This is a genomic window from Bacillus sp. B25(2016b) (genome assembly GCF_001679765.1).
GTDB lineage: Bacteria > Bacillota > Bacilli > Bacillales > Bacillaceae_G > Bacillus_A > Bacillus_A thuringiensis_K.
The window spans coordinates 3,730,642-3,747,340 of record NZ_CP016285.1 but is presented as its reverse complement, the minus strand read 5'-3'; the positions used below and the strand labels follow the sequence as shown (position 1 = coordinate 3,747,340).

Sequence of the window (16,699 nt, the reverse complement as noted above, 5' to 3'; positions counted from 1 at the left end):
ACCTCTCAGCTAAGGAGAGGTTTTTTTACAACCAGCTCCTTATCTGTCAGCGTAATGCTGCGAGAATTAGCACCGTGTCTACAATTGTAGATCGGTTGCCGGGTTTCGTCGGGCTCGTCCCTCCACCTGCTCTTGATAAGAAGTATTTAGAAATGTTTAAATTTTTAAGATAACTGAATTTTGTCAGATATTTTTTATGTTGTCAATTACTTTTTGAAAAAATTCAAATTATCAATTCGATTAATGGCTTCTCGTAATCTATCTTCTGTATGCAAGAGACCAACGCGGACATATCCTTCGCCATGCTCACCGAATCCAACACCAGGAGCAACTGCAACATGTGCTTTTTCTAGTAAAATATCAGAAAATTGCTCAGAGGTATATCCTTTTGGAACAGGAAGCCATGCAAAGAATGACCCTGTTGGAATGTCTACATTCCAACCAATTGAGTGACAAGCTGAAATAAGAGCGTTTCGTCGAGATTCGTAACTATTTACAAGGTCTATTACGCAAGACTGTGAACTTAATAGTGCTTCGCGGGCAGCATCTTGAACTGCACCAAAAATACTAACATACATATGATCTTGTAAAAAGTTAATGGTTTCAATGACACTTTCATTTCCTACTGCAAAAGCGATACGCCATCCAGCCATATTGAAAGTTTTCGATAGAGTGTAAATTTCAATACCTGTATTTTTAGCACCGTCTGCTTGTAAGAAACTCACGGGCTTTTGACCATCAAATCCAATAGCGCCGTAAGCAAAATCGTGAACAACTAATATATTATGTTCATTAGCAAAGTTAATGGTTGTATCAAAAAAATCTTTTGATGCAGTAGCACCGGTCGGATTATTTGGATAGTTTAAAAACATTAATTTTGCACGCTCGGCAATAGAGTCATCGATTTTCGTATAATCTGGTAAAAAATTATTTTCTGCAATAAGCGGCATTGTTTCAAATTGTGCTTTTGCTAAAGCAACTCCTGATAAATAATCTGGATAGCCTGGATCTGGAACGAGAATAGTATCACCAGGGTTTGTAAAACAAACTGGTAACTCTACTAATCCAGCCTTTCCGCCAAACAAAATAGCAACTTCTGTTTTTGGATTTACTACTACATCATATTCACGTTGATAGAATGTTGCCACGGCTTCTTTTAAACTTTCATGTCCGCGAAATGGCGGATATTTATGATGAATGGTCTTTTCTGCAGCATCTTGTAAAGCTTTTACGATATGCTGCGGTGTTGGTTGATCTGGATTACCTTGACCTAGATTAATAACATCGTGACCAGCTGCTACGACTTTGTTAACTTTTGCAACAAGTGAAGCGAAAAATTGTGTCGGCAATGATGTTACTATCTCAGAAGGTTGAAATAATTTCATACTTTCCACCTCTTTTGAAAGTTGTTACAATTCTAGTGACAAATGATATAATCTTTCCAGTATTTTGTAAAGAAAAAATAAGAATGGGGCTGACAAAATGAAAGTCGCATGTATTCAAATGGATATTGTTTTTGGAGATGTAGAAAAAAATATTGAGAATGCTAAAAATAAAATAAGCGAAGCTATGAAGGAAAGGCCAGATGTTATCGTCTTACCAGAATTATGGACAACAGGATATGATTTAACAAGACTTTCTGAAATTGCAGATAGGGATGGATTGGAAACGAAAGAAAAGTTAAAAGAATGGTCGAAACAATATGGTGTACATATTGTTGGTGGTTCCATAGCGAAGCAAACGGAACAAGGTGTTACAAATACAATGTATGTTGTAAACAAGGAAGGAGAACTAGTTAATGAATATAGTAAAGTACATTTATTTCAGCTTATGGATGAACATAAATATTTAATAGCTGGTAATGGTACGGGCGAATTTAAGCTAGATGATGTTGAATGCGCTGGAACAATTTGTTATGATATTCGTTTTCCAGAGTGGATGCGTGTCCATACTGTTAAAGGGGCAAAAGTATTATTTGTTGTAGCTGAATGGCCATTAGTTCGTTTAGCACATTGGCGTTTGCTATTGCAAGCAAGAGCAGTTGAAAATCAGTGTTATGTTGTTGCTTGTAATAGAGCAGGAAAGGATCCGAATAATGTGTTTGCAGGTCATTCTTTAATTGTGGATCCTTGGGGTGAAGTTGTAGTAGAGGCGAATGAAGAGGAATCAATTTTATTTGGAGAGCTTGTATTCGAGAAAATTAAAGAAGTACGTAAAGGAATTCCAGTTTTTGCGGATCGTCGTCCAGAATTATACAAATAAAATGTTGACAAGTGATTTTTATTCTTGGTATAGTCTTCAACATAAAGTTAAAAATTCAAAAAATTATATAACTCTTATCAAGAGCAGGTGGAGGGATTTGGCCCGATGAAGCCCAGCAACCGACCGTAATACCATTGTGAAATGGGGCGTTTATTACGCCAAAAGGCACGGTGCTAATTCCAGCAGAAAGTAAAACTTTCTGGCAGATAAGAGGGGAGAAGATAAACTTCAAACCTCTTTCTTAGTGAAAAGAGGTTTTTCTGTGTTAGAAAAACCTCTGAATTTAAAAAGGGGGAGAAGACGATGGGGTATTATTCATTAACAGAAATAACAGCTGTACAATATGCGAAAGATCATGGCTATTTTGAAGCGAAGGCAAATGTCATTTGTCATGAAATTGGAGATGGAAACTTAAATTACGTGTTCAAATTAGATGATGGTGAGAAGTCTATTATAATAAAACAGGCACTGCCATATGCGAAAGTAGTTGGTGAAAGCTGGCCATTGTCTATAAAAAGAGCAACGATTGAAAGCAAGGCATTACAAATTTTTGCGCAGTATGTACCGGATTATGTTCCAGTAGTGTACAGTCATGATGAAGAGTTAGCGATAACGGTAATAGAAGACTTATCAAGACTAACAATTACAAGAAAAGGATTAATAGACGGAGAAGAATATCCGCTTTTATCCCAGCATATCGGCCGTTTTCTAGCACATGTTTTATTTTATACTTCAGATTTTGGTTTACAGTCAGAAGAGAAGAGGGTACTAGAAGGTACCTTTGTAAATCCGGACCTTTGTAAAATTACAGAGGATTTAGTGTTTACAGATCCGTTTGGACATTATGATACAAATGATTATGAGCCAGATTTACAGCTCGTGGTTGATGAACTTTGGAGTGATAAAACTTTAAAACTAAAAGTAGCACAATATAAATATAAGTTCTTAACAAGAAAAGAAACTCTTATTCATGGTGATTTACATACTGGTAGTATTTTTTCGTCACCTTCTGAAACGAAAGTGATTGATCCAGAATTTGCGACATATGGCCCATTTGGATTTGACATAGGTCAATTTATTGCAAATCTATTATTAAATGCTTTATCTAGAGAAGAAGAAAAAAGAAGTGTACTATTTTTCCATATAGAAAAGACGTGGAGTTATTTTGTAGAAACTTTTACAAAGTTATGGATTGGAGAAGGTATAGAAGCATATACGAAAGAAAAACAATGGTTACCAATTATTTTGCAAAATATCTTTACTGATGCAGTTGGATTTGCCGGATGTGAACTAATTCGTAGAACAATTGGTTTAGCTCATGTAGCAGATTTAGATGAAATAGAAAATAAAGAAACAAGAATTCAAGCTAAGAAACAAGCGCTATCCTTAGGAAAAGAACTAATAAAATATGAATCTAAAAGTGCTGATATTCAACTGTTTCGAACATTATTTCAACAGACAGTTTCAAGGGGTGTAAAAGCATGAGTACAATCGTTACTGTTCCGAGATCTGTAAGTTGGAAAGGTGATGCAATTGCGGTATTAAATCAAACGAAATTGCCACATAGCACAGAATACAAAACATTAACGACTATTGAAGAGGTTTGGAAAAGTATCATAATGTTAGAAGTACGCGGAGCGCCTGCAATTGGAATTGTAGCTGCATTTGGCTTGGCGCTTGCAGCGAAAAAATATAATACTTTACATATCGAAGAATTTCAAAAGAAGTTTAATAGAGACTGTAACTATTTAGGGACATCACGCCCAACGGCAGTAAATTTATTTTGGGCAATTGATCGTATGAGAGAATCTATTCGAGAGATTACTACAATAAAAGAAGCACAAAAAATATTAGAAGAAGAAGCGCTTCGTATTCAACAGGAAGATGAAGAGGTGTGTCGAAATATTGGGGAATATGCGTTAACATGTTTTAAAGATGGCGATAATATTTTAACAATCTGTAACGCTGGAAGTATCGCAACTGCCAGATACGGAACTGCATTAGCTCCCTTTTATATTGGAAAAGAGAAAGGTGTGCGTTTACATGCATATGCGTGTGAAACGAGGCCAGTTTTACAAGGTGGTCGCTTAACGACGTGGGAATTGAAGCAAGCAAATATTGATGTGACCCTTATTACAGATAATACTGCAGCTCATGCTATTCAAACGAAAGAAATAAACGCGATTATTGTGGGGGCGGATCGAATTGTCGCAAATGGAGATACAGCCAATAAAATAGGGACAATGAATTTAGCTATTTTAGCAAAGCACTTTAATATCCCATTTTACGTTGCTGCTCCACTGTCAACATTTGATGTTACGAAAGAAACTGGAGCCGAAATTATTATTGAAGAAAGAGATGAAACAGAAGTTACGAAAATCTTTGGAAAACAAGTAGCACCAATTGGAACGGATGTTTATAATCCAGCATTTGACATAACGCCGAATGAATTAATTACAGGAATTATTACTGAGAAAGGTATTATACGCGGGGACTATAAACGAGAAATTGCATCATTATTTGAAAAACAAGCTAATACATAATAGCTTGTTTTTTTATGCCTAAATGCAGTGTTTTCTCTTACTTATATAATGAAAGGAGGGGAAGAGGATGGAAGAGTGGATCAAGATGATAGGTAATGTAGGGTTTCCGATTGTTGTAACATTATATTTACTTCACCGTATTGAAAGTAAATTAGATGGGGTAATTGTTGCAATTGAGAAGCTCCCGCGGCAATTACTAAAGTACGAAGATCCTCGCGATAAAAAATAAAGTTTGCTCTTCTTGAGCAAACTTTATTTTTTATTGAGCAGTATAACCACCATCTATAACAACAGCTTGTCCCGTTATACCTTTAGCTTTTTCACTCGCTAAAAACATCGCATAATCAGCGATTTCTTGTACTTGTAATAAGCGCTTTTGTGGGACGAGTGGATAAATAACATCTTCTAAAACATTTTCAAGTGGTACATTTCGTGTAGTAGCTAAGTCTTGTAGTTGATTACGTACAAGAGGGGTATCGACATAACCAGGGCAAAGGGCATTAACAGTAATACCATGCGTAGCACCTTCTAAAGCAGCAACTTTTGTTAATCCAATTACGCCATGTTTTGCACTATTGTAGGCAGCTTTTCCAGCAAATCCGACAAGGCCGTTAATAGAAGCGACATTAATAATACGACCATATTTTTGTTGTTTCATAATCGGAAAGGCATGCTTAATTGCGATAAACGGAGCAATTTGCATAATTTGAATTAGTAGCTCGAACTTTTCAGTTGGAAAGTCTTCAATGGGTGAAACGTGTTGCATTCCTGCGTTGTTAATTAATATATCTAATGAACCGAAATGATCAACTGTTTGAGAAATTGCTGCTGTAATTTCCTCTTCAGATGTAACGTCACATTTTAAACCGATAGCTTGAAAATCTTCATTTTGTAATTGTTCAGCAGCTTCTTTTGCACGTTCTTCAAGCCGATCGGTAATCACAACTTTTGCACCTTCTTTTGCAAAAGCCTTTCCCATTTCATAACCAATACCACTCGCAGCACCAGTTAAAAAGACAACTCGATTTGTAACCATGATGAAAAACATCCCTTCATAATAAAGTTTTCATAGTGCACTATTTAGAGAGGCTACAATGAAATTCCTGCAAACATTTGGAAAAAATATCGTTAGCTATCTTGTTTTGCAAAATAGTCTTTGCTATACTATTTTGTAAAGCAAGATACTTACGCTTATCTATCTTGTAAAACAAGATAGTAGGAGGATTTAAATTATGTCGACAAGTCAAATGCTGAAAGGGATTTTAGAAGGATGCTTACTTGCTATTATTTCTGAAGGCGAAATATACGGTTATGAAATGAGTGAAAAGCTAGCGAAGTATGGTTTTACAATGGCGAGTGAGGGAAGTATTTATCCGTTATTAATACGAATGCAAAAAGAAGGACTAATAACAAGCGTAATGAAGGAATCTCCATCTGGTCCAAAGAGAAAATATTATACATTAACAGAAAAAGGCGAGGAAGCACTTGATGAATTTATGGATCGCTGGGAAACGATGCAAAGTAGTGTAGAACGTCTACTTGAAGGGAAGGGGGGGAAAAATAATGCTATCAAATGAAGCACGAAAGTTTTTATTAGATATGAGATTATTTTTGACGGCAAAGAGTGTAAAAGAAAGTGATATTGAAAACTTTTTAGAAGATGCAGAGTTGCATTTAATAGAAGGTGAGAGTAAGGGGAAGAGTGTAGAAGATATTTTCGGAAGCTCACCGAAAGAATATGCAAATGAACTTGTAAAGGTAATGGAAAAGGATAGATGGGAAACGTGGAAGCAAATTGGTTTTACAGTAATGAATATCGTATCATTTTGGATTATTGCTTCTATCTTAATAGTGAATAACGGAATGTTACAGATTTCACTTATTCAGTGTATCGGTTATAGTTTTTCATTTATTTTAGTTGTTATAGGTCCTAATTTTCTACTTCGCAAAATGACCTTCGTAACAAGCTTTACAAAAACATGGTTTTCTATGTGGTCTCTAGTTATGATTACTCCAATGTTTTTATTAGGAGCTGTTACGATATTAGATGTGATATATCCGACAAAAATGCTCACATTCACCGAAGTGCAAAGTTATATAGTGGCTGGTGGGATTTTTATCATCACAGTAGCTATAAATATATATTTTGAAGGATGGTTTAAAAATTTATATTTAATCATTCCACTTTCAATTATGTTAGTGTTTAAAACATTTACATCGGAAGATCTCGTGCCAATGTTATTTCAAATTATATGTTTATATGGAAGTTTATTTATTTTAACTTTCGTTGAAATTATGATGAAGACGAATAGAAGAGAAGCGGTTTAATAAGGGAGGGATTATTATGAAGATTTCTAAAGAAGGGGAAAAGTTTTTAATCGATACGAAAGTGTATTTAATAACAAAAGGAATTAAAGAAGAAGATGTGGACGCCTTTCTAGAAGATGCAGAGCTTCATTTAATAGAAGGTGAGAAAGAGGGAAAGACGGTAAGTGATATATTTGGTGATTCACCAAAAGAGTATGCGGAAGAATTAGCGAAAGAGATGGAGAAGGATAAAAGCGGGAGTATAAAAAGTATCTTAGGAATGATAATTGGGATAGGTGGATATTGGTTACTTACAAATATTTTATTTGGAAATCCGAATCAACAATTTACATTAACAAATGTACAGTTAATTGGTTATCCAATCGTTTTAATTATTACGATTATTGGAACGATTGTTGCGTTTAGAATTTCTTCTTTTAAAAGTAAATTAGTAGAGTTTGGAATTATTTATGTAATAGTGATGATACCTATTTTATTATTGGTGTTATTAATGTTTATGAATAAATGTTATGGGACGCCAATTTTACAATTGTCGACAATGCAGACATATATATTAGCAGTAACTATATTTTTATTACTTCTTATTGGTGAAGTATATGTTCTTGGTTGGATAGGTGTTGTGGTACTAATTGTTCCTCTTGCAATTATGTTCTTATTTAAAGACTTAGAAGAAAGAAATGTATTTTGGGGAATTGCAAAGATCTTACTTATGTATGGAAGTATATATGGATTAATGAGATGGTCTTTAAAAATTGAAGAAAGAAAAAGTGTGAACTAGAAGTTCAATAAAAAGCGGCTGCTCTGGATATATCAAAAATTATTTCCAAAGAAATATTATATAGGGATTTTTAGAGGGATTACATTTATATTTAGTTGTCTATTTTTATTTCTAGCAGCCGGGATTTGGTTTTTTGATCGGAATAAATTGTTTTAAACAGTAACATGAGGGTTACTGTTTTTTTCTTTGTAATAAAGAGCTTTGTAAAGAGAGGGCTTTTTGTTCTGCAGTTAATAAGGAATGAATATGAACGTTTTCTGGACGAGGGACTATCGGATACATAAGATTTGTTGGAGAAGGATGGTGCTCCGAGCCGGTTGGAGAATGAGGATCTGCATGAGTAAGTTTTCCATGAACACGTCTTGTAAATAAAATATGACCGATTTCGTGAGCGAGCGTATATATATTTTTCATAGGGGCAGCCGAATTTGTTAAAACAATATAGCCGGTAAGTTGCTGTTGTTTTGCTAAAGAGTAAGCGCAGGCAATTACTGCTGTTTCTTTGAAATAATCACTGCCAATATAACAAATATAAAGGTCGCATTCAGGAGCTTCATTTACACATGTTTGGAAAAAGGATGCCAACTTTTCTTGACTTTGAATGGAATTTCTATAACTGATTTCACGGTCAAAAAAACGGAAAAGTTCATTTAATACAATTACTTCTTGAATTTGAAATGTAATGGGGTGCCAAATTGATTCTGCAACAGCTAAATCTTTTGCGATGCGGTCATCAGAAATATCGGCGCCGGGAGTAATGCAAATACATATATTGACGTATGGATCCATAAGGAACACCTCAAATGAAAAAGTTCTTCCTATAATATATGTGGGAAAAAGATGTCATGTATGGATAAACGCCTTCTTTATTGAATATATAGATGACAAGTCGAAAAAATTTCATAGTTCTATAACATGGTGTGGTCGTCTTTTTGATATAGTAAAGGAAAGGGGGAGAATATATGTATACATTAAAAATCGTTTCAGACAGAGAAGCACTTTATCAATTTGCGAGTTATGTAAGAGTTGTACAAGGGGTTGAAGATGTATATGTAGAGGTAGGAGAACCTTTATATGAACATCCTTTAATGAAGTTTTATGTACATATTAAGCTGAAAGAAACATATGAGCAGCATAAAGCGTTACAGGAAATAGCAAGATTAGTAGAATTGGGGCGTTTTACATATGTCCATTATCGTAATGATGAAATTGAGGAAGCTTTTGAAGCTGTAAAATATGAAAGTTTTAAGAAATAAAGGTGAAAAAAAGGAGGCGAAAGCTTCTTTTTTTCTTTAAAATTACATGAACAAAAAGAGAAAAATTTTGTTATGATAAGGGAGGTTAGGGAAAGGGGGATTTACATATGGGGTATATTGAAGAGTTACGCAAAGTCGTTGGTACAAGGCCGCTTATTCTCGTAGGATCAGCAATCATTATATTAAATGATAATCAAGAAGTATTGCTTCAATATCGTTCAGATACATATAATTGGGGTGTACCTGGTGGGGCGATGGAACTGGGCGAAACGACAGAAGAAACTGCACGTAGAGAGTTATTTGAGGAAACGGGGTTAACTGCAAAAATAATGCAATTTCTTGGTGTTCTATCAGGAAAAGAAGTATATTTCCGTTATCCGAATGGCGATGAAATTTTCAATGTCATTCATCTGTATCAGGCACATCATGTGAGTGGGGAATTAAAGCTCGATCATGAAGGGTTGAAACTCCGATATTTTCCAGTAGATAAGTTGCCAAAATTGAATGAAACGACAGAGAAAATTTTACAAAAGTTTTTATATGCACTGACAGAATAGAAGGTTAATTCCTTCTATTTTTATTATATTAAATATTTTGATTTTTTAGTATGTTTATAGTATGATAGTTATAGATATACATCTTATGGAAGTTCACCTAAAAACTTACTAGGGTACATAAGAGAGGGGCAAGTACAAAATGCATAATGTTGTTATTACAGCTGCAGTTCGTTCGCCAATTGGAACTTTTGGAGGAGCGCTAAAAAATGTAACGCCAGTAGAATTAGCTGTTCCTGTACTTCAGGAAGCTGTAAAACGAGGCGGGGTAGAACCACATGAAGTTGATGAAGTAATTTTAGGTCATTGTATTCAAAGAACTGATGAAGCAAATACGGCGAGAACAGCTGCATTAGCGGCAGGATTTCCTGACACAGTTACGGGATATACAATCCAACGTCAATGTTCTTCAGGTATGCAAGCAATTATGTCAGCTGCAATGCAAATCCAATTAGGTGTAAGTGATGTTGTTGTTGCAGGTGGAGTAGAAGCGATGAGTTCGAGCCCTTATGCATTGAAACAGCACCGCTGGGGACAACGTCTACAGCACGGAGAAATTCGTGACACGGTGTGGGAAGTGTTAGAAGATCCGATTCACCATATTATGATGGGTGAAACAGCGGAAAATTTAGTTGAACAATATGAAATTACAAGAGAGGAACAAGATGAAGTTGCTCTTCGCAGTCATACATTGGCACTGAAGGCAATCGAGTCTGGATATTTTGACGATCAAATTGTTCCTATTACAATAAAAGAACGTAGAAAAGAAGTAGTATTTTCGCAGGATGAGCATCCACGTGCAGATATTACAGCGGAAAAATTAGCAGGGTTAAAACCAGCATTCCGTAAAGATGGATCTGTAACTGCAGGTAATGCATCTGGCCTGAATGACGGAAGTGCAGTTCTAGTATTAATGAGCGAAGAAAAAGCGAAAGAAAAAGGCTTACAACCGTTAGCTAGAATTGTTGGATATTCAGTAGCTGGAGTAGACCCGAAAATTATGGGTATTGGACCAGCACCAGCAATCCGAAAAGGATTAGAGAAAGTAGATTGGTCATTAGAAGATGCAGATTTACTTGAAATTAATGAAGCTTTCGCGGCTCAATATTTAGCTGTAGAGAAAGAGTTAGGCTTAGACCGTGAAAAAGTGAACGTAAACGGTAGTGGCGTAGGACTTGGGCATCCAATTGGTTGTACAGGGGCTCGTATTACAGTAAGTTTAATTCACGAATTAAAAAGACGTGGTTTAGAAAAAGGAATTGCCTCTTTATGCGTTGGTGGCGGTATTGGGGTTGCCTTATTTATAGAAGCACTATAAAAAAGAAGCAGCTATTGCTGCTTCTTTTTTTACGACTTAAATAGATGATGGAATAATCGATCGCGATTTTCAAAGAAAAGTTTCGTCGTTTGGTAATGCTCAGTTTCTTCTAATGTGGATTCGTGAATTCCCTCTTGTGTTAAAGAGTATATAGTAGATTCAGGGTAAGCCATTAAAATAGGAGAATGCGTCGCAATAACAAATTGTGAACCTTGTTCCGCTAGCTCATGCATTCGAATGAGCATGGAAAGTTGTCTCATCGGTGATAAAGCTGCCTCAGGCTCATCTAAAATGTATAAACCTTGTCCTGAAAAACGGTTCATAAATAAGGAAAAGAATGATTCACCGTGAGATTGTTCGTGTAGTGAAACGCCGCCGTAAGATTTTATAGCATCTATTTCATCAATATAAGAAGCAACGTTATAAAATGATTCAGCGCGAAGAAAGAAACCGTCGTTTGGTGTATTGAAACTTTTGGAAATTCGAAGGTATTCATGTAAAGATGAATGTGAATCGTTTGTGCTAAAGCGGAAATTCTTCGTTCCACCTTCTGCATTAAAACCTAACGCAATTGCAATTCCTTCAAGTAATGTTGATTTACCTGTTCCGTTTTCTCCAATAATGAATGTTACATTTGGATGGAAAGCTAGTGACTGTAATGTTCGAATAGCGGGTAAACAGTAAGGATATACGGAAAAACTAGGGATATTTTCTTTTTTTAATGTGACATTTTGTAAAAAGGGTACGTCAATCAATATATAAACCTCAATTCATAACGGATTTTGAATTTAAAAAGGCAGCAAATAAAAGTGTTAATGACACCTGAATCCCTTCTTGTTTTTTGAATATTTTATGTGGATTATATCATTTAAACTATCATATTCCAATGTGAAAATAAATATTGCATGAAGATCCATTCTCTCGTTATGATATATGGTATTCTATTGAAAATGTGAGAAGGAGTTAAAGTATGCCGTTTACATTTGCACATCCAGCAGCAGTTCTTCCTTTTGCGAAAAAGCATTCTAAACATATTTCAGTAACGGCTCTTATATTAGGTAGTATGGCGCCTGACTTTGAATATTTTTTACACTTTAGACCCTATGGTGTTATTGGCCATACATGGCTTGGGTTCTTATATTTAAATTTACCGCTTGTATTTCTACTCGCATACATATATCATTACATTTTAAAAAAGCCGTTTATAACGCATTTGCCTAAACCGTTTGCTGGTTATTATTCATATGCAATAGATGAGAGGTGGGGGCTACATACCTGGAAAGAATTCTTTGTATTTTGCTATTCTGCATTATTCGGTATGCTCACGCATGTCGTTTGGGATGCATTTACTCATAATACAGGCTATTTCGTTATGAAAATACCATTGTTACAAATTGAATTACGCAGTATTCCATTGTATAAATATATGCAACATGGGAGTACATGTGTTGGCTTATTATTGCTATTATACGTACTATGGAAGTATAAAGATGAAACAGGGAAAGATATGATTGTAGCTTTAGAAAAAAGAAAGTATTGGGTTTCTATAATCATTGTGACAGCTTTTATATTTATCGTGCATGCGTTCTTAGATCCTTATTTTCATATTTTCCAAATTGGAGGTATAATAGTATCTGGACTGACAAGTTCATTTTGTGGAATTGTCATTGTTTCTATAGTTTACAAAGCAAGGGACTAATTTTATATTCATGAATGATAGCGTTAGGAGAAATGAAATGATGAAAGCATGGAAAAGTATTTTTGTTTTATGTAGTTTTCTTCTTATGTTAAGTGGTTGCTTCCATCAAGAAGAAAAGAAAGCTGAACCGAAGAAGAAAGAATCTATTCCTGAAACGAAAGAATATGGTGGGCGTGAGCTGAAAAAAGTAGGACAAAAAGTGAAAGAAACAGGATGGGGTACTTTCAAGTTAGAGCAGATGCATTCTGTGAATCAAACATTTGAAGTAGCGCCAATGAAAATTTACGTACAAGATGTGAAAGTAATCTCTTTATCACAAATGAGTGAAAAGGCAAAAAATACATTGAAAGTATACACGGCACTAACTCCTGAAGAAGTAAAACGTAGATTAGGGGATAAAGTAAGCCAAGAAGATGCAGAATTATATGCATCGCTAAGTGGAACAGAAATTAGTAATACAATTCGTTACGTTGAGATTACATATAAAGTGGAGAATAGCGGAAATAAAAATATGCAATTTTTCTCTATGAATGATGTTATGATTAATGGTAAGCAACATTTTAAAGTAGCCACTCAAAACTTTTTATATGACGAAGATACGTTAGTTGGTACAAAAAATGTATCAAGAGAAGACTATAAGCCTGGTGAAACAAGAGATGGTATTATTGGTTTAATACTTGACGATGGAAAAGACAAGGTAAAGGATATTCAGTTTACAACTGATGATTTACTTGCAGGAGATTCAGAAACACAAGATGTTGTAAAAGAGCCACAAACGTTTAACATCTCACTAAAATAATGTAAGACAAAACAGTCAGCATTCAAATATTATGCTGACTGTTTTTTTATTTCTTTTATGTATAAATCTACATTTTGAAAAGGCACCTTAATTTTAAACGCATCTTTTTGTTCATTAAATTGCTTTTCATTGTAGGGACCGAAACGTTTATTGTGCTTTACGTCAATAATCCAATAATGTTCACTTTTTCTATTTGCAATTGCTGCGTCAGGGTTATTTGGATCTGATTTTTCCTCAGTTTGTTTTGCAATAATGTATTTATCATCCCAAGCAATGTCTGTAATTTTTGCAGGGATGTATTGTGTGGCATATACAGCATCTTGCGAGGGGAAAAGTTCAAATGCATTTCCAGAAGTACGTATGAGTTCGTATTCATCGTTAACCGTATAAGTTAAGTGACTTGTGTTTCTTGCACAACCAGTTAATAGGAAGGCGACGAATAGGATTATCCATTTTTTCAATATGGGAACCTCCTTTATAATGCTATTGTAACAAATTGTACAAGAAAAGTAAGAGAAACGCTAGTTTACAATGTTTTTTAGAAGTGGTACGATGAGACGGGTAAAGAAGGAAATGAAGGAGTCGACATAAAATGAAGTTAAAGATGCATCGTCCAGCGCTTGTAATGAATCGCATAGGTGCTTCCCTAATTGACATGTTTTTAATCTCGGTTATGTATGGTGCAGTAGTAGCTATTATGACCGGAAACTATAGTGCTATGTTTAAGCGCTTTAATATAAGCTTAGGTGATTTTAGATATGATTTCGCAGTAGTTTTCATATTAATGGCGATATATTTTATTGTATTACCCTTTCTTTGGAACGGTGTAACTCTTGGTAAAAAGGTAACGAGAATAAAATTAATTTCATTGAAGAGTGAAAAGCTAACGTTGCAAACATTAATTATAAGATTTTTTGTAGTGTTATTACCGAACGTATTGCTATTAGGAATTCCATTAATATGTAATGTATATATGATGTTGTTCCGCAAAGATAATTGTGGTTTTCAGGATTTAATGACAAAAACGAAAGTAATAAGTCTTGTATAATGAAAAAAGACCTTTTTATATATAAAAGGGTCTTTTTGATTTTATAAGTATATTGGGAATGTTTACAGTAAGGAAAAGCTAAAATGTGTCATTTCCATTTATAATCGATTGAAAATTAAGAAAATGGTATAATGATTAAAAATAATATCTTTATTAAGCTATATTGGAGCTGAGTAAAATTTCACTTTATATAATAAGGGGGAAGTTAAAATGACAGGAGGAAGCATAATTTTTTGGGGTATTCTCATTTTTATCGGTCTAGTTTTTGATCAGCGTAATAGTAAGAAAAAAGAAGGATAAAAAGTAAGCGTTCACAAATAAAATAGCGATTTTTCTTGCTTGCAGATTATTCTTATAAAGGAGTATACTGAATGACGGTAAGACTTATAGAAGGGGTAATGAAAATGAAGCTTGCAGGAAAAGTTGCTATCGTAACTGGCGGTGGCATCGGTATTGGACGTAATACAGCTCTTTTGTTGGCTAAACAAGGCGCAAAAGTTATTGTGACGGACATTGATCAAGAGAGTGGACAAGCAACAGTGGAGGAAATTATGAATCTAGGCGGAGAAGCACTTTTTGTATCCTATGATATGGGAAAGCAAGGAGATTGGCAACGCGTTATTAGCATTACTTTGAATGCATTCAGTCGCATTGATATGCTTTTTCAAAATGCTGGTTTATATAAAATAGATTCTATTTTTTCTCGCCAACAAGAGAACGATTCCAATGTACTTTGTATTAATGACGTTTGGATAGAGATAAAACAATTAACGTCATCTTTTATGAAACAGCAAGAAGAAGTGGTGCTTAGTGATTTACCGATTTTCGGTATTATTAGCACGAAAGGACAATCATTTCATACAGTAGAAGCCCTAGTATAATAATGAAAACCGCCCTCAATATATGTGGACGGTTTTTTTGTATGTGTATAGTAAAGATAAATTTTTTAGCGAATACGTTGTTCAGTTTGGTTATCAAAGAAATGCGCTTTATTCATATCAAATGCTAATTTAATTTGGTCACCAGGTGAAAACGTATGTCTTGCATCTACACGTGCTGCAAAATCTTGATTTCCAAGTTTCATATATAAAATGGATTCAGCACCTAATAATTCAGCGACTTCAATTTTTGTTGTGAAGGCAGTAGATTGCGAAGCTTCTAAAAATAGTAGTTCATCATGAATGTCCTCTGGGCGAATACCTAAAACAATTTCCTTATTTACATAGCCTTGTTCACGTAGCATCTTCATTTTTCCTTCAGATACTTTAATTTTTATAGTATTATCTATAACGAAATCGGTTTCAGTCAATTTACCACGGAAGAAATTCATCGCTGGTGAGCCGATAAATCCACCCACGAAAATGTTTTCTGGTGTTTCGTATACTTCTTTTGGAGTTCCAATTTGTTGGATTTTTCCATCCTTCATAACGACAAGACGCGAAGCCATAGTCATTGCTTCTGTTTGGTCATGTGTTACATAAATTGTTGTTGTTCCCAGGCGATGATGTAGCTTAGAAATTTCTGAGCGCATTGCAACACGGAGTTTAGCATCTAAGTTTGATAATGGTTCATCCATTAAGAAAACTTTTGCATCTCGAACGATTGCTCTACCTAACGCAACACGTTGGCGCTGTCCACCTGATAATGCTTTCGGTTTTCTATCTAAATATTGTTCAAGTCCTAAAATTTTTGCTGCATCTTTCACACGACGATCGATTTCATCTTTTGGTATTTTTCGAAGTTTTAATCCAAATGCCATATTATCATATACACTCATATGTGGATAAAGAGCGTAGTTTTGGAATACCATTGCGATATCTCGATCTTTTGGAGGAACATCATTCATTAGTTTACCATCAATTGAAAACTCGCCTTTTGAAATATCTTCAAGTCCAGCTACCATTCGTAATGTTGTAGATTTTCCGCATCCAGAAGGACCGACAAATACGATAAATTCTTTATCTTGAATGTGTAAATTAAAATCAGTTACAGCTGTTACGTTATTATCATATATCTTATAAATGTTTTCTAATTTAAGTTCTGCCATGGTATTTCCCCCTAGAAATAATTATGCAAACGTTTTCTTTGAATTCATTATAAACGAATAGATTCAA

General features: G+C 34.8%; 21 protein-coding genes, 1 pseudogene and 2 riboswitches. Of the genes and pseudogenes, 16 read left to right on the top strand and 6 right to left on the bottom strand.

The genetic code is table 11. The annotated features are described in order from the left end of the window. Positions 1-36: 36 nt before the first annotated feature. Positions 37-142: riboswitch (SAM riboswitch) on the bottom strand. Between the two features lie 64 nt (positions 143-206). Next, complete coding sequence (locus tag BAQ53_RS18985) at positions 207-1,385, bottom strand: pyridoxal phosphate-dependent aminotransferase (protein ID WP_208906171.1); 1,179 nt, start codon at positions 1,383-1,385, stop codon at positions 207-209. A 97-nt stretch (positions 1,386-1,482) separates the two neighbouring features. Here BAQ53_RS18985 and BAQ53_RS18980 point away from each other — a divergent pair, with 97 nt between their 5' ends. From BAQ53_RS18980 to BAQ53_RS18965, 4 genes are all read left to right on the top strand, one after another. After that, entirely contained in the window at positions 1,483-2,262 is a 780-nt protein-coding gene (locus BAQ53_RS18980) for a carbon-nitrogen family hydrolase (RefSeq protein WP_002164162.1), read from the top strand. A gap of 71 nt (positions 2,263-2,333) precedes the next feature. Continuing rightward, positions 2,334-2,475, top strand: a riboswitch (SAM riboswitch). Between the two features lie 90 nt (positions 2,476-2,565). Beyond that, complete coding sequence (gene mtnK, locus BAQ53_RS18975) at positions 2,566-3,747, top strand: S-methyl-5-thioribose kinase (protein ID WP_000542669.1); 1,182 nt, start codon at positions 2,566-2,568, stop codon at positions 3,745-3,747. Further along, positions 3,744-4,805 carry an S-methyl-5-thioribose-1-phosphate isomerase gene (gene mtnA, locus BAQ53_RS18970; protein WP_000104601.1) on the top strand — a complete coding sequence of 354 codons (1,062 nt, stop codon included), beginning with the start codon at positions 3,744-3,746 and terminating at the stop codon, positions 4,803-4,805. The genes mtnK and mtnA overlap by 4 nt, the downstream gene beginning before the upstream one ends. Before the next feature lie 67 nt (positions 4,806-4,872). After that, positions 4,873-5,034: a YvrJ family protein gene (locus BAQ53_RS18965; RefSeq protein ID WP_000393330.1), complete on the top strand. Its 162-nt coding sequence runs from the start codon at positions 4,873-4,875 to the stop codon at positions 5,032-5,034. 30 nt (positions 5,035-5,064) lie between these two features. Here BAQ53_RS18965 and BAQ53_RS18960 read toward each other — a convergent pair whose 3' ends face one another. Further along, complete coding sequence (locus BAQ53_RS18960; protein ID WP_000258426.1) at positions 5,065-5,841, bottom strand: 3-hydroxybutyrate dehydrogenase; 777 nt, start codon at positions 5,839-5,841, stop codon at positions 5,065-5,067. Between the two features lie 196 nt (positions 5,842-6,037). On the opposite strand from BAQ53_RS18960, the gene BAQ53_RS18955 reads away from it, so the two are divergent. The 4 genes and pseudogenes from BAQ53_RS18955 to BAQ53_RS26300 form a co-directional block, all read left to right on the top strand. Then, positions 6,038-6,382 carry a PadR family transcriptional regulator gene (locus BAQ53_RS18955; protein ID WP_000107980.1) on the top strand — a complete coding sequence of 115 codons (345 nt, stop codon included), beginning with the start codon at positions 6,038-6,040 and terminating at the stop codon, positions 6,380-6,382. Further along, complete coding sequence (locus BAQ53_RS18950) at positions 6,369-7,133, top strand: DUF1129 domain-containing protein (RefSeq protein WP_199717801.1); 765 nt, start codon at positions 6,369-6,371, stop codon at positions 7,131-7,133. The genes BAQ53_RS18955 and BAQ53_RS18950 overlap by 14 nt, the downstream gene beginning before the upstream one ends. A 16-nt stretch (positions 7,134-7,149) precedes the next feature. Continuing rightward, complete coding sequence (locus tag BAQ53_RS18945; protein ID WP_208906170.1) at positions 7,150-7,911, top strand: DUF1129 domain-containing protein; 762 nt, start codon at positions 7,150-7,152, stop codon at positions 7,909-7,911. 12 nt (positions 7,912-7,923) lie between these two features. Next, positions 7,924-8,067, top strand: a pseudogene (locus tag BAQ53_RS26300) (DNA-binding protein); the annotation flags it as partial. Positions 8,068-8,082: 15 nt separating this feature from the next. Here the strand turns inward: BAQ53_RS26300 and BAQ53_RS18940 are convergent. Further along, entirely contained in the window at positions 8,083-8,700 is a 618-nt protein-coding gene (locus BAQ53_RS18940; RefSeq protein ID WP_000371610.1) for an ImmA/IrrE family metallo-endopeptidase, read from the bottom strand. Positions 8,701-8,873: 173 nt separating this feature from the next. Here BAQ53_RS18940 and BAQ53_RS18935 point away from each other — a divergent pair, with 173 nt between their 5' ends. The 3 genes from BAQ53_RS18935 (at position 8,874) to BAQ53_RS18925 (ending at position 11,039) form a co-directional block, all read left to right on the top strand. After that, a complete protein-coding gene (locus tag BAQ53_RS18935; RefSeq protein WP_000288330.1) occupies positions 8,874-9,167 on the top strand; it encodes a DUF3928 family protein in 294 nt (97 codons plus the stop codon). Between the two features lie 107 nt (positions 9,168-9,274). Continuing rightward, positions 9,275-9,724: an NUDIX hydrolase gene (locus BAQ53_RS18930; RefSeq protein ID WP_002164161.1), complete on the top strand. Its 450-nt coding sequence runs from the start codon at positions 9,275-9,277 to the stop codon at positions 9,722-9,724. A 139-nt stretch (positions 9,725-9,863) separates the two neighbouring features. Then, on the top strand, positions 9,864-11,039 hold the full coding sequence (locus BAQ53_RS18925) for an acetyl-CoA C-acetyltransferase (RefSeq protein ID WP_000552079.1): 1,176 nt from the start codon (positions 9,864-9,866) through the stop codon (positions 11,037-11,039). 29 nt (positions 11,040-11,068) lie between these two features. Here the strand turns inward: BAQ53_RS18925 and BAQ53_RS18920 are convergent, their stop codons facing one another. After that, positions 11,069-11,794 (bottom strand): AAA family ATPase, encoded by a 726-nt coding sequence (locus BAQ53_RS18920; RefSeq protein WP_000568013.1) that lies wholly within the window; start codon positions 11,792-11,794, stop codon positions 11,069-11,071. Positions 11,795-12,009: 215 nt separating this feature from the next. Between BAQ53_RS18920 and BAQ53_RS18915 the strand changes: the two genes are divergently transcribed. Then, positions 12,010-12,738, top strand: a complete 729-nt coding sequence (locus BAQ53_RS18915; RefSeq protein WP_001116858.1) for a DUF4184 family protein — start codon at positions 12,010-12,012, stop codon at positions 12,736-12,738. 37 nt (positions 12,739-12,775) lie between these two features. Next, complete coding sequence (locus tag BAQ53_RS18910) at positions 12,776-13,537, top strand: hypothetical protein (protein ID WP_000973901.1); 762 nt, start codon at positions 12,776-12,778, stop codon at positions 13,535-13,537. Between the two features lie 29 nt (positions 13,538-13,566). Here the strand turns inward: BAQ53_RS18910 and BAQ53_RS18905 are convergent, their stop codons facing one another. Further along, positions 13,567-13,998 carry a DUF3997 domain-containing protein gene (locus tag BAQ53_RS18905; protein ID WP_208906169.1) on the bottom strand — a complete coding sequence of 144 codons (432 nt, stop codon included), beginning with the start codon at positions 13,996-13,998 and terminating at the stop codon, positions 13,567-13,569. Positions 13,999-14,129: 131 nt separating this feature from the next. On the opposite strand from BAQ53_RS18905, the gene BAQ53_RS18900 reads away from it, so the two are divergent. The 3 genes from BAQ53_RS18900 to BAQ53_RS18890 all read left to right on the top strand — a co-directional run bounded on the left by BAQ53_RS18900 (position 14,130) and on the right by BAQ53_RS18890 (position 15,466). Then, positions 14,130-14,585 (top strand): RDD family protein, encoded by a 456-nt coding sequence (locus BAQ53_RS18900; protein WP_000769083.1) that lies wholly within the window; start codon positions 14,130-14,132, stop codon positions 14,583-14,585. A gap of 210 nt (positions 14,586-14,795) precedes the next feature. Beyond that, on the top strand, positions 14,796-14,885 hold the full coding sequence (locus BAQ53_RS18895; RefSeq protein ID WP_000145637.1) for a hypothetical protein: 90 nt from the start codon (positions 14,796-14,798) through the stop codon (positions 14,883-14,885). 71 nt (positions 14,886-14,956) lie between these two features. Next, positions 14,957-15,466 carry an SDR family NAD(P)-dependent oxidoreductase gene (locus BAQ53_RS18890; RefSeq protein WP_000218410.1) on the top strand — a complete coding sequence of 170 codons (510 nt, stop codon included), beginning with the start codon at positions 14,957-14,959 and terminating at the stop codon, positions 15,464-15,466. Between the two features lie 65 nt (positions 15,467-15,531). On the opposite strand, the gene BAQ53_RS18885 is transcribed toward BAQ53_RS18890, so the two are convergent. Further along, a complete protein-coding gene (locus BAQ53_RS18885; protein WP_000818931.1) occupies positions 15,532-16,632 on the bottom strand; it encodes an ABC transporter ATP-binding protein in 1,101 nt (366 codons plus the stop codon). Positions 16,633-16,699 lie beyond the last annotated feature (67 nt).

Coding starts and splice junctions, on each gene's coding strand:
- BAQ53_RS18985 (WP_208906171.1), bottom strand. CDS start 1,385: ATGAAATTATTTCAACCTTCTGAGATAGTAACATCATTGCCGACACAA.
- BAQ53_RS18980 (WP_002164162.1), top strand. CDS start 1,483: ATGAAAGTCGCATGTATTCAAATGGATATTGTTTTTGGAGATGTAGAA.
- mtnK (WP_000542669.1), top strand. CDS start 2,566: ATGGGGTATTATTCATTAACAGAAATAACAGCTGTACAATATGCGAAA.
- mtnA (WP_000104601.1), top strand. CDS start 3,744: ATGAGTACAATCGTTACTGTTCCGAGATCTGTAAGTTGGAAAGGTGAT.
- BAQ53_RS18965 (WP_000393330.1), top strand. CDS start 4,873: ATGGAAGAGTGGATCAAGATGATAGGTAATGTAGGGTTTCCGATTGTT.
- BAQ53_RS18960 (WP_000258426.1), bottom strand. CDS start 5,841: ATGGTTACAAATCGAGTTGTCTTTTTAACTGGTGCTGCGAGTGGTATT.
- BAQ53_RS18955 (WP_000107980.1), top strand. CDS start 6,038: ATGTCGACAAGTCAAATGCTGAAAGGGATTTTAGAAGGATGCTTACTT.
- BAQ53_RS18950 (WP_199717801.1), top strand. CDS start 6,369: ATGCTATCAAATGAAGCACGAAAGTTTTTATTAGATATGAGATTATTT.
- BAQ53_RS18945 (WP_208906170.1), top strand. CDS start 7,150: ATGAAGATTTCTAAAGAAGGGGAAAAGTTTTTAATCGATACGAAAGTG.
- BAQ53_RS18940 (WP_000371610.1), bottom strand. CDS start 8,700: ATGGATCCATACGTCAATATATGTATTTGCATTACTCCCGGCGCCGAT.
- BAQ53_RS18935 (WP_000288330.1), top strand. CDS start 8,874: ATGTATACATTAAAAATCGTTTCAGACAGAGAAGCACTTTATCAATTT.
- BAQ53_RS18930 (WP_002164161.1), top strand. CDS start 9,275: ATGGGGTATATTGAAGAGTTACGCAAAGTCGTTGGTACAAGGCCGCTT.
- BAQ53_RS18925 (WP_000552079.1), top strand. CDS start 9,864: ATGCATAATGTTGTTATTACAGCTGCAGTTCGTTCGCCAATTGGAACT.
- BAQ53_RS18915 (WP_001116858.1), top strand. CDS start 12,010: ATGCCGTTTACATTTGCACATCCAGCAGCAGTTCTTCCTTTTGCGAAA.
- BAQ53_RS18910 (WP_000973901.1), top strand. CDS start 12,776: ATGATGAAAGCATGGAAAAGTATTTTTGTTTTATGTAGTTTTCTTCTT.
- BAQ53_RS18900 (WP_000769083.1), top strand. CDS start 14,130: ATGAAGTTAAAGATGCATCGTCCAGCGCTTGTAATGAATCGCATAGGT.
- BAQ53_RS18895 (WP_000145637.1), top strand. CDS start 14,796: ATGACAGGAGGAAGCATAATTTTTTGGGGTATTCTCATTTTTATCGGT.
- BAQ53_RS18890 (WP_000218410.1), top strand. CDS start 14,957: ATGACGGTAAGACTTATAGAAGGGGTAATGAAAATGAAGCTTGCAGGA.
- BAQ53_RS18885 (WP_000818931.1), bottom strand. CDS start 16,632: ATGGCAGAACTTAAATTAGAAAACATTTATAAGATATATGATAATAAC.